The sequence below is a fragment of the Pseudomonas sp. PME37.24/025 genome (assembly GCF_055556615.1).
Window position 1 is genome coordinate 1 of record NZ_JBVHNK010000002.1, and the last position, 12,144, is coordinate 12,144.

At 61.1% G+C, this 12,144-nt stretch carries 5 protein-coding genes; 4 read left to right on the top strand and 1 reads right to left on the bottom strand.

Going from position 1 to position 12,144, the window contains the following annotated elements; genetic code table 11:
- On the bottom strand, positions 1–5,651 hold a 5,651-nt coding region (locus ACZ3HH_RS03230), incomplete at its 3' end, for a retention module-containing protein (protein ID WP_465802739.1).
- 360 nt (positions 5,652–6,011) lie between these two features.
- Here ACZ3HH_RS03230 and ACZ3HH_RS03235 point away from each other — a divergent pair.
- The 4 genes from ACZ3HH_RS03235 (at position 6,012) to ACZ3HH_RS03250 (ending at position 12,137) form a co-directional block, all read left to right on the top strand.
- Positions 6,012–7,364 (top strand): TolC family outer membrane protein, encoded by a 1,353-nt coding sequence (locus ACZ3HH_RS03235; RefSeq protein ID WP_465802740.1) that lies wholly within the window; start codon positions 6,012–6,014, stop codon positions 7,362–7,364.
- A 39-nt stretch (positions 7,365–7,403) separates the two neighbouring features.
- On the top strand, positions 7,404–9,560 hold the full coding sequence (locus ACZ3HH_RS03240; RefSeq protein ID WP_465802741.1) for a type I secretion system permease/ATPase: 2,157 nt from the start codon (positions 7,404–7,406) through the stop codon (positions 9,558–9,560).
- On the top strand, positions 9,550–10,917 hold the full coding sequence (locus tag ACZ3HH_RS03245; protein WP_465802742.1) for an HlyD family type I secretion periplasmic adaptor subunit: 1,368 nt from the start codon (positions 9,550–9,552) through the stop codon (positions 10,915–10,917). The genes ACZ3HH_RS03240 and ACZ3HH_RS03245 overlap by 11 nt, the downstream gene beginning before the upstream one ends.
- A 308-nt stretch (positions 10,918–11,225) precedes the next feature.
- Positions 11,226–12,137, top strand: coding sequence for a TauD/TfdA dioxygenase family protein (locus ACZ3HH_RS03250; protein ID WP_465802743.1), 912 nt, complete (start codon positions 11,226–11,228; stop codon positions 12,135–12,137).
- Positions 12,138–12,144: the final 7 nt, after the last annotated feature.

Below are 12,144 nucleotides of genomic sequence, written 5' to 3' on the forward strand. Positions count from 1 at the left end.
GAGTCGGTCGCGCTCAGGCTGAGAGTGGTGGTGCTCGCGGTATCAGTCACCGAGGTGTCCGCCGACTTGCCGTCGACGTCCAGCTTCTCGTAGTTGCCGCCCGTAGCGCCGTCAATTTTGACGCTCAAGGAGCCGCCGCCGGCCAACGCATCATTTGGCGCAACGAAGTTGACAGAACCGCTACTCGAACCGACCGGGATGGTGATGGTCTGGCCATTGGACAGGGTCACAACCACCGGCGAACCGGTCACCGGCGCCGACACGGACGCGGTGTAAACCACGGTGCCGCCTTCGGCCACAGTGCTGGTCGCGGTGAGGTTCACGGTCGAGGTGTCGATGGTATCGGTCACGTCGGTGACCGCCGCCGCTGGATTGGTCGCCAGGTTTTCGAAGTTGCCGCCCGCAGCGTCCTTGATCGTGACTTCAACCTGGCCGGCGTCCTTGTAGACGTCGTCCTTCGGTGCGTCGACGGTCACGGAGCCGGTAGTTTTACCCGCTTCGATGGTGATCACGGCGCCGTTGCTCAGCGTCACGGTGACCGGAGTGCCGGCGGCGTTGGTCAGGGTCGCGGTGTAGGTGATCTGGCCACCCTCATCCACGGCACCGGTCGCAGTCAGCGACAGGTTGGTGGTGTCCGCAGTGTCGGTCACCGAGGTATCCGCCGACTTGCCGTCGACGTCCAACTTCTCGTAATTACCGCCCGTTGCACCGTCAATCTTGACGCTCAGCGAGCTGCCGCCCGCGAGGGGGCTGTTTGGTGCGACAAAGTTCACGCTGCCGGTGGTTTCGCCGACCGGGATGGTGATGCTCTGACCGTTGGACAGGGTGACGACCACTGGCGAACCGGTGACCGGGGCGCTGACGGACGCGGTGTAGACCACGGTTTCGCCTTCGGCGACATTCGCGGTGGCTGTCAGCGAAACGGTGCTGGTGTCGATGGTGTCATTGACGGTGGTCACCGCAGGCGTATTGCTGGTGACCAGGTTCTCAAAGTTGCCGCCGGTCGCGCCTTTGATGGTCGCTTCGACGGTGCCGTTGTCTTTATAGACGTCGTCCTTCGGTGCATCGATGGTCACGGAACCGGTAGTTTTACCCGCTTCGATGGTGATGACGGCGCCGTTGCTGAGTGTGACGGTTACTGGTGTGCCGGCGGCGTTGGTCAGGGTCGCGGTGTAGGTGATCTGGCCGCCTTCATCCACGGTGCCGGTCGCGGTCAGCGACAGGTTGGTGGTGTCCGCGGTGTCGGTGACCGAGGTGTCGGCCGACTTGCCGTCGACTTCCAGCTTCTCGTAATTACCGCCCTTGGCGTCGTCGATCTTGACGCTCAGGGATGTGCCACCGGCCAGGGCATCATTTGGCGCAGTGAAGTTGACACTGGCGCTGCTTGAGCCGACCGGAATGGTGATGGTCTGGCCGTTGGACAGGGTGACGACGACTGGCGAACCGGTGACCGGTGCCGACACGGACGCGGTGTAAACCACGGTGCCGCCTTCGGCCACAGTGCTGGTCGCGGTGAGGTTCACGGTCGAGGTGTCGATGGTGTCAGTCACCTCGGTGACCGCTGCCGCCGGGTTGGTCGCCAGGTTTTCGAAGTTGCCGCCCGCAGCGTCCTTGATGGTCACTTCAACTTGGCCGGCGTCTTTGTAGACGTCGTCCTTCGGCGCGTCGACGGTCACGGAACCGCTGGTGGCACCGGCGGCGATGGTGATCACGGCGCCGTTGCTCAGCGTGACGGTGACCGGAGTGCCGGCGGCGTTGGTCAGGGTCGCGGTGTAAACGATGGAGCCGCCTTCAGCCACGGAGTCGGTCGCGCTCAGGCTGAGAGTGGTGGTGTCCGCGGTATCAGTTACCGAGGTGTCCGCCGACTTGCCGTCAACTTCCAGCTTCTCGTAGTTGCCGCCGGTAGCGCCGTCAATTTTGACGCTCAGGGAGCTGCCGCCCGCCAGCGGGCTGTTTGGCGCGACAAAGTTCACGCTGCCAGTGGTTTCGCCGATCGGGATGGTGATGATTTGACCGTTCGACAGGGTCACGACCACTGGCGAACCGGTGACAGGAGCGCTGACGGAGGCGGTGTAAACCACGGTGCCGCCTTCGGCGACGCTCGCAGTGGCTGTCAGCGAAACGGTGCTGGTATCAATGGTGTCGTTGACGGTGGTCACCGCCGGTGTATCGCTGGCGACCAGGTTCTCGAAATTGCCGCCGGTCGCGCCTTTGATGGTCGCTTCAACGGTGCCGGCATCTTTATAGACGTCGTCCTTCGGTGCGTCGACGGTCACGGAGCCGGTGGTTTTGCCCGCTTCGATGGTAATCACGGCACCATTCGACAAGGTCACGGTGACCGGTGTACCGGCCGCGTTGGTCAGGGTCGCGGTGTAGGTGATCTGGCCGCCCTCATCCACGGCACCGGTCGCAGTCAGTGACAGGTTGGTGGTGTCAGCGGTGTCGGTCACCGAGGTGTCCGCCGACTTGCCGTCGACTTCCAGCTTCTCGTAGTTGCCGCCCGTAGCGCCGTCGATCTTGACGCTCAAGGAGCCGCCACCGGCCAACGCATCATTTGGCGCAACGAAGTTGACAGAACCGCTATTCGAACCGACCGGAATGGTGATGGTCTGGCCATTGGACAGGGTCACAACCACTGGCGAACCGGTCACCGGCGCCGACACGGACGCGGTGTAAACCACGGTGCCGCCTTCGGCGACGCTCGAAGTGGCAGTCAGCGAAACGGTGCTGGTATCAATGGTGTCGTTGACGGTGGTCACCGCCGGTGTATCGCTGGCAACCAAATTCTCGAAATTGCCGCCGGTCGCAGCTTGGATGGTTGCTTCGACAGTGCCGGCGTCTTTGTAGACATCGTCCTTCGGTGCATCGACGGTCACGGAACCGGTGGTTTTACCCGCTTCGATGGTGATCACTGCACCATTCGACAAAGTTACGGTGACCGGTGTACCGGCCGCATTGGTCAGGGTCGCCGTGTAGGTAATCTGGCCGCCTTCATCCACGGCACCGGTCGCGGTCAGCGACAGTTTGGTGGTGTCCGCGGTGTCAGTCACCGAGGTGTCCGCCGACTTGCCGTCGACTTCCAGCTTCTCGTAGTTACCGCCCTTGGCATCGTCGATCTTGACGCTCAGCGAGCTGCCACCGGCCAGCGCATCGTTCGGCGCGGTGAAGTTTACAGAACCGCTGCTCGACCCGACCGGGATGGTAATGGTCTGGCCGTTGGACAGGGTGACAACCACTGGCGAGCCGGTGACCGGCGCTGACACGGACGCGGTGTAAACCACGGTCCCGCCCTCAGCGACGGTAGACGTCGCGGTCAGGTTCACGGTCGAAGTGTCGAGGGTGTCGGTCACCTCGGTGACCGCCGCCGCCGGGTCAGTCACCAGGTTTTCAAAGTTGCCACCGTCGGCGTCCGTGATGGTCACTTCAACCTTGCCGGCATCTTTATAAACATCATCGGCAGGCGCATCGACGCTCACGCTGCCGGTGGTCGCGCCAGCGGCGATGGTGATCACTGCACCGTTGCTCAGCGTCACCGTGACCGGCGTACCGGCTGGATTGGTCAACGTCGCGGTGTACAGAATCTGACCACCTTCGGCCACTTCGGTGGACGCCGACAGGCTCAGGCCAGTGTCGTCTTTCGAATCGGTAATGGTAGTGAGTGCCGGTTCGATGCTCGGGGTCAGTTGCTCGAAATTGCCGCCGGTGGTGCCGGTGATCGTAGTGCTGACGGTGCTGCCATTGTTGTAGACGTCGTTGGCCGCGGTGTCGACAGTCACGCTGCCGGTGGTCTTGCCCGCTTCGATGGTAATGACCGAGCCGTTGCTCAAGGTCACGGTCATCGGCGTGCCGGCCGGGTTGGTCAGGGTGGCGGTGTAGGTGATCTGGCCACCTTCGACGACGCTGCCGGTGGCGCTGAGGCTCAGGCCGGTGTTGTCGATCGAGTCGGTGATGGTGGTGACGGCCGGCGTGGTGTTCGGTACGAGGTTCTCGAAGTTGCCGCCGGTAGCGCCAGTGATCGTGGTGCTGACGGTGCTGCCGTTGTTGTAGACGTCATTGGCCGGGGTGTCGACGCTCACGGAACCGGTGGTTTTACCGGCTTCGATGGTAATGGTCGAACCGTTGGACAGGGTCACGGTGACCGGTGTCTGCGCCGGGTTGGTCAGGGTCGCGGTGTAGGTGATCTGGCCACCTTCAGTGACGCTGCCGGTGGCGGACAGGGTCAGGCCAGTGTCGTCGACCGAATCGGTAATGGTGGTGACGGCCGGGGTCGGGTTCGGCACCAGATTTTCGAAGTTGCCGCCGGTAGTCCCGGTGATGGTGGTGCTGACGGTGCTGCCATTGTTGTAAACGTCATTGGCCGGCGTCGGAACGTTCACGCTGCCGGTGGTGTTGCCCGCGGTGATGGTAATGGTCGAACCGTTGGACAGGGTCACGGTGACCGGTGTCTGCGCCGGGTTGGTCAGGGTCGCGGTGTAAGTGATCTGACCGCCTTCGGTCACAGTCGAGCCGGCCGTCAGCGTGACGGTGGTGGTGTCGACCGAATCGGTAATGGTGGTGACGGCCGGGGTCGGGTTCGGCACCAGATTTTCGAAGTTGCCACCAGTCGCGCCGGTAATTGTGGTGTTGACGGTACTGCCATTGTTGTACACGTCATTGGCCGGCGTCGGAACGTTCACGCTGCCGGTGGTATTGCCCGCGGCGATGGTGATGGTCGAACCGTTGGACAAAGTGACGGTGACTGGCGTCTGCGCCGGATTGGTCAATGTCGCGGTGTAGGTGATCTGGCCACCTTCGGTGACGGTTGAGCCCGCTGTCAGTGTGACCGTTGTGGTGTCGACGGTGTCGGTGACCTGGGTCACGGCCGGAGCGGTAGGCGGGGTGACCACGATACCGCTGCCGCCCGTGGTGCCGGTGACGGTCACGTTGATCTGGGTTGGATCGTTATAAACAGTGTCGTTGGGTGCCAGCGGAACGCTGACGGTGCCGGTGGTTTGGCCGGCTGTGATCACGATCACCGCGCCGTTGGACAGGGTGATGGTCAGGTCGGTCAGCGGTGCCTGGGTCAGGGTCGCGGTATAAACCAGCACGCCACCGGCCTCGGTGATGGTTGGCGTGGCGCTCAGGCTCAGGGTCGATTCGCGCGGGGCGTTGGTGCTGGTATTGGCAGTCTGGCCGCCGGTGGTGTTTTGTGTTGCCAAAGCGGCAGTGCCGATGCCTGCGGTCGGGAAACCAATGGTCGGGTCGACCCGGCCAGCGGTTGCATCCAGCACCACGAAGCTGTGGCCACCACCGGCAGCACCACCCGTGCCCGCAGCCGCAGGGCCGGCGGCGGTGGCTTCAAGAGCGGTGGTCGGGTCGACGCCAGCGGCGATGGCTTGCTGCAATTCGTCAACCGATGGCGCGGCTTGTGCTGTGGCTTGCGCAAGGTCGGTGCTGGAGTCTGGATCGCTGCCGCTCCACTGAGTGTCGCGGCCCAGGTCCAGGGTTCGGCCGTCAGCCAGTTCGAGCGTAATAGCGCCGGCGGCACCAGTGTCTACCTGATCGCCGACGAGCAACCGGTCGCCTTCAACGAGTACGCGGCGAACGCCTTCTGGCGACACCGCGAAAACCTGACCAACAATGCTTTTGACGATGGCAACAACACTGCTCATTGAAGACTCTCCGGGTGTCACGTTCAGTTGGCTTCCATGAACCGGTCGGCGTGTTCGCCGATCGGGGCTGGACGTACTTTCAAAGATGTTTGATGCATAACTTTGACGCGGTAATCGTCAATAATTTGGCTATATTTTTTCGAAATTAACTTTATGCCAAACTATTGACCTTCTGGGTGCCATCCTAAACAATCGCCCCACTAATGTCACATTGATATTTAAGCGGCGACCTGTCCTACAACGTGTGATCCAGTTCCGATTTTGAACTTTCCGACATGCGGTCATTCCGGTTGCCATCATCCGATGCAGTGCCACGTTCTGCAGTGATTCCAAGACAAGAAGTCCCGGGAAATTCCAACTATGCGTTTGCACCTGTTCAAGGTTCTACCCTTCGCCCTTGCCACCAGTTTTGTTCAGGCACAAAGCCTTCCGCAAGCCATGCAGCAGGCGCTGGATGTCCATCCGGAAATCCAGGCAGGGGTCAACAGTCGATTGGCCGCGGATTATCAGTTAAAGGCCGCCAAAGGGGGATACCTGCCAAGGGTCGATCTGCTGGGCGGTTATGGTCGTGAAGGCACCGACAGCGTCACCACCCGTACCACCGGCAACAACAATCACTGGGAAACGCTGAACCGCAGCGAGTCAAGTTTACGTCTGTCGCAGATGGTTTTTGACGGTTTTGCGACGTCCAGTGAAGTGGGGCGTCAACAAGCCACCGTTAATTCCCGCGCTTATTCCTTGCTGGGCACGTCGGAACGTACCGGGCTGACCGTCGCTCAGGTCTATCTCGATGTATTGACCCGCCGCGAATTCGTGCGCCTGGCCGAAGACAATCTGAAGAACCACGAACGGATTCTCGACCAGATCAAGTTGCGCACCCAGCGCGGTGTCGGCAGCGGTGCCGACCTTGATCAGGCTGACGCGCGTATGGCGCAGGCCCGCAACAACCTGATCACTGAACAGACCAACCTGGCTGACGCTGAGACCAACTTCCTCAGTGCCGTCGGCCAGATGCCCGATCAACTGGAGCGGCCTGCCGATTTTATGGCGCTGTTGCCGGCCAACCTGAATGAAGCCCGGGCGCAGATGTTGGAAAACAGCCCGATCCTGCGCTCCGCCGAATCCGATATCGCCGCCGCCGAGAAGCAGTATGAAGCCGCCAAGTCGAGCTTCTACCCGCGCTTCGATGCCGAACTGGGTCGCACCGCCGATAACGATCTCGATGGTCAGAACGGTCACAACAACGAATGGCAGGCCATGCTGCGCATGCGCTTCAATTTGTTTGCCGGTGGCAGCAACAAGGCTGATCTGGAATCCAAGTCCTACCTGTCGAACCAGGCGCTGGATATTCGCAACAACGCCCTGCGTGTGTTGAACGAAGAACTGGGCCTGGCCTGGAACGCCCTGAACAACGCCAACGCCCAAGTGCCGATCGCCCAGCAATATGTCGATCGCAGCGCCAGTGTGCGCAGCGCGTATCAGAAGCAGTTCAGCCTCGGAGAGCGGACATTGCTCGACCTGCTCGACAGTGAAAACGAGCTGTTCAGCGCTTCCCGTCGGCTGGCCGAGATCAAAAACATTCAGTTATTTACTCAGTACCGAATCAAGGCGACCATGGGCGAATTGCTCAAAAGTCAGGGCGTAGTCGCACCGTTGGCATCCGTTGTGCAAAACGACGTGAAGCCCAAGGTTCAGCTGCCCGGGATGAATTGAGTCCTGCCCCATTTTAATCGTTAGCCAAGAGTGTCGAGCGTGGAATCAGAAGTCAGTCGAGTTCAACTCATTCATGATCCGCGCGCGCTGCATGACGATCCGTTACTGGACGGCCTGTTAGCCCTTTGCACTTTGCACCAGAAACCGGCCAGCGCCGCGATGCTGACCACCGGCCTGCCGCTGCCCAAACAACGCCTGAGCGTCGAACTGCTGCCCCGTGCGGCCGCTCGCGCCGGGCTGCAAGGGCGGGTGTTGCAACGCAAGCTGGAGCAGATTCCGGCGATTGCCATGCCGGCGCTGTTGCTGCTCAAGGACGGTCGCAGTGCGGTGCTGCTCGGTTGGCACGGTGAAGATCAGGCCCGCCTGCTGCTCAGCGAAAGCGATGGTGGCGAGGTCTGCGTCAGCCGTGAACTGCTCGCCGACGATTACAGCGGCAAAGTCTTCTTCGCCCAACCCCAACATAAATTCGACGTTAACCACGGCACGCTGATCCCGCGCGCACGCTCGTGGTTTCGCGACACCCTCAAGCGTTCGCGCTGGCTGTACGTCGATGCCATCGCTGCCAGTTTTCTGATCAACATCATTGCCATGGCCGCGCCGCTGTTCGTGATGAATGTCTACGACCGCGTGGTGCCGAACCAGGCCGAATCGACCCTGTGGGTCCTGGCCATCGGCATCACGGGCGCTTATGTGTTCGACCTGATCCTCAAGAGCCTGCGCAGCTTGTGCCTGGACCTGGCCGGCAAGAAAACCGACCTGATCATCTCGGCCACGTTGTTCGAGCGCATTGTCGGCATGGCCATGAAGTACCGCCCGGCCCGGGTCGGCAGCTTCGCCCAGAACATCCATGAGTTTCAGAGCCTGCGGGACTTCCTCGCGTCGCTGACCCTCACCAGCCTGATCGACCTGCCGTTTACGCTGCTGATCTTCATGGTCATCGCGATTCTGGGCGGGCATCTGGTGTGGATTCCGGTGCTGGCGTTCCCGATTGCCTTGCTGATCGGTTATGCCTTGCAGAAGCCACTGGTGGCGACCATGGAACGAACCATGGCCCTGGGCGCCGAGCGCCAGTCGAGCCTGATCGAAACCCTCGCCGGCCTCGATGCGGTGAAGGTCAACAACGCCGAAAGCGAACGCCAGTATCAGTGGGAGCAAACCATCGGCACCCTCAGCCGCCTCGAGCTGCGGGTGAAAATGCTGTCCGGTCTGGCGATGAACATCACCTTGCTGATTCAGCAACTGGCCGGGGTGATCATGATCGTCTTCGGCGTGTACCAGATCATCGACGGCCATCTGAGCATGGGCGGTTTGATTGCGTGCTACATGCTCAGCGGTCGTGCCCTCAGCCCATTGGCTTCGTTGTCCGGCCTGCTGACCCGCTACCAGCAGGCCCGCGTGACCATGACCTCGGTCGATCAGATGATGGAGCTGCCGCAGGAGCGCAATTTCGACGAGCGTCCGCTGAGCCGCAAGGTGCTGCAGGGCGCCATTGAATGCCGCCAGTTGAACTTCACTTATCCGGATCAGCAGAACCCCGCGCTGAAGAACATCAACCTGATCATCAAGCCCGGCGAGAAGATCGGCATCATTGGCCGCAGCGGCTCGGGCAAAAGCTCCCTGGCTAAATTGCTGGTGGGCCTCTATCAGCCGGACGACGGCGCGTTGCTGGTGGATGGTGTGGATATCCGTCAGATCGACGTCAGCGAATTGCGCCACAACATCGGCTACGTGCCTCAGGACATTCAATTGCTCGCCGGCACCTTGCGCGACAATTTGGTCTCGGGCGCGCGTTACGTCGAAGACGAATTGGTGCTGCAAGCGGCGGAACTGGCCGGCGTTCACGAGTTCGCCCGTCTGCACCCGCAAGGTTATGAGCTGCAAGTCGGTGAACGTGGGCAGAACCTCTCCGGCGGTCAGCGTCAGAACGTCGCCCTGGCCCGAGCGCTGCTGCTCAACCCGCCGATCCTGCTGCTGGACGAACCGACCAGCGCCATGGACAACACCGGTGAAGAACGTCTCAAGCAACGCCTCGCTGCAGTGGTTGAAAACAAGACCGTGGTGCTGGTGACGCACCGGGCTTCGCTGTTGTCGCTGGTGGATCGGCTGCTGGTGATCGACCGTGGGCAGATACTCGCCGATGGCCCGAAAGCCGCCGTGATGGAAGCGTTGAAGAAGGGGCAGATCAGTGTTGCTTAAGTCCGGGGTCAAAGAATCCATCCGCCGCTACTTCAAAGGCTCCGCATCGCTGCAAGGCCAGCCGCTTCCCGAGGTCAACAAAGCGCTGATCGAAGACGCCCCGCGTGTGGTGCGGTTGACGATCTGGGCGATCATCGGCTTCTTCGTGTTCCTGATGCTCTGGGCGAACTTCGCGGTGATCGATGAAGTCACCAAGGGCGACGGCAAGGCGATTCCGTCATCGAAGATCCAGAAAATCCAGAACCTTGAGGGCGGCATCGTCTCCGAGTTGTTCGTCACCGAAGGGCAGATCGTCGAGGCCGGTGCGCCGCTGATTCGTCTGGACGACACGCGGTTTGCCTCCAACGTCGGTGAAACCGAGGCCGATCGACTGTCGATGCTGCTGCGTGTGGAGCGCTTGAGCGCCGAGGTCGATGACCGTCCGCTGAACTTCCCCACCGACGTGCTCAAGGCTGTTCCCACTCAGGCTGCCAGTGAAGAGTCGCTGTACATCAGCCGTCGTCAGCAATTGCACGATGAAATCGGTGGCTTGAAGGAGCAATTGATCCAGCGTCAACAAGAGCTGCGCGAGTTCACTTCCAAGCAGGCTCAGTACCGCAGCGGCCTGGCCTTGCAGCGTCAGGAAATCAACATGTCCGAGCCGTTGGTGGCTCAGGGCGCGGTGTCACCGGTTGAGGTTTTGCGCCTCAAACGCGCCGAGGTTGAAACCCGCGGCCAACTGGATGCCACCACCCTGGCGATCCCGCGCGCCGAATCGGCGATCAAGGAAGTTCAGCGCAAGATAGACGAGACTCGCGGCAAATTTCGCAGCGAAGCCCTGACCCAACTCAACGAAGCACGCACCGATCTGAACAAGGCCCAGGCCACCGGTAAGGCGCTGGAAGACCGGGTCAGCCGGACGCTGGTGACATCGCCGGTGCGCGGCATCGTCAACAAGTTGCTGGTGAACACCATCGGCGGCGTGATCCAGCCGGGCAGCGACCTGGTGGAGATCGTACCGTTGGACGACACGTTGCTGGTGGAGGCAAAGATTCGTCCGCAAGACATCGCCTTTCTGCATCCGGGGCAGGACGCCACGGTGAAGTTCACGGCTTACGACTACACCATTTATGGTGGCCTCAAAGCCAAGCTGGAGCAGATCGGTGCCGACACCATCACCGACGAAGACAAGAAGACCACGTACTACATCATCAAACTGCGCACCGAGCGCAGCCACCTCGGGACGGATGAAAAACCGCTGCTGATCATCCCGGGGATGGTGGCGTCGGTGGATATCATTACCGGCAAGAAGACCGTGCTCAGTTACTTGCTCAAGCCGATTATTCGGGCTCGGGCCGAGGCGTTGCACGAGCGGTAGGACGCTAAACCTGTGGCGAGGGAGCTTGCTCCCGCTGGGGCGCGAAGCGCCCCCCTCTTTATCCAAAAAAAGGGACTGCTACGCAGTCCAGCGGGAGCAAGCTCCCTCGCCACAGGTTACTCGTCGCCTGTTCTGCCATATCGTTATTCTCTAACGGTATTTAAATTTCAATTCTTATACCTATAAAGTCACTCCCCTGCGTACCTGCCGACTAATCGGCGCGCCGCACGACACGAACCAACACGGGACCTCCGTGAGTTTCTGATCGACGCGCGCCTTTGAGCGTGCCGTGCGTGGGAGTGATTTTTATGTCAGCCGTCTCTTTTTCTCCAAAGCCTGCATCAACCAGCGCCGCCACCCTCGCGTCGCAAGTCTTCGAAGTCCGACCATTCAGCGGTGCCGTCGGTGCCGAAATCATCGGCCTGGACCTGTCCCGCCCGATCAATGACCAGGACTTCGCCCGCGTCCATCGCGCGCACCTGGACCATCACGTCGTGGTGTTCCGCGACCAGCGCATTACCCCCGAACAGCAGATCGCTTTCAGCCGCCGTTTCGGTGTGTTGCAGATCCACGTGCTCAAACAGTTCCTGCTGGCCGGGCATCCAGAAATCCTCATCGTTTCCAATATCATCGAAAACGGCCAATCCATCGGCCTCGGTGACGCCGGCAAGTTCTGGCACTCGGACCTGTCCTATAAAGAACTGCCGAGCCTGGGCTCGATGCTGCATGCCCAGGAGCTGCCGTCCGAAGGCGGCGACACGCTGTTCGCCGACATGCACAAAGCCTGGGACAGCCTGCCCGAGGCGCTGCGTAAAGCCGTCGAAGGCCGCTCGGCCGCGCATTCCTACACAGCGCGCTACAGCGAAACAAAGTTTGAAGGTAACTGGCGCCCGACCCTGACGCCGGAGCAACTCGCTCAGGTCGCCGAGGTGGTTCACCCCATCGTCCGAACCCACCCGGAAAACGGCCGCAAGGTGTTGTTCGTCAGCGAGGGCTTCACCACCCGCATCGTCGGTTTGCCGGAAGACGAGAGCAAACAATTGCTCGACGAGCTCTATGCCCACAGCGTGCTGCCGCAAAACATTTACCGCCATCAATGGCAGGCCCACGACCTGGTGTTCTGGGACAACCGTTCGCTGATTCACCTCGCCGCCGGATGCCCCAGCCATCTGCGCCGCAAGTTGTATCGCACCACCATCCAGGGCGACGCGCCTTTCTGATTTCGGA

What these genes read in the sequence shown, in the direction of transcription:
- ACZ3HH_RS03250 (WP_465802743.1), top strand. Translation starts at nt 11,226, where the DNA reads ATGTCAGCCGTCTCTTTTTCTCCAAAGCCTGCATCAACCAGCGCCGCC.
- ACZ3HH_RS03235 (WP_465802740.1), top strand. Translation starts at nt 6,012, where the DNA reads ATGCGTTTGCACCTGTTCAAGGTTCTACCCTTCGCCCTTGCCACCAGT.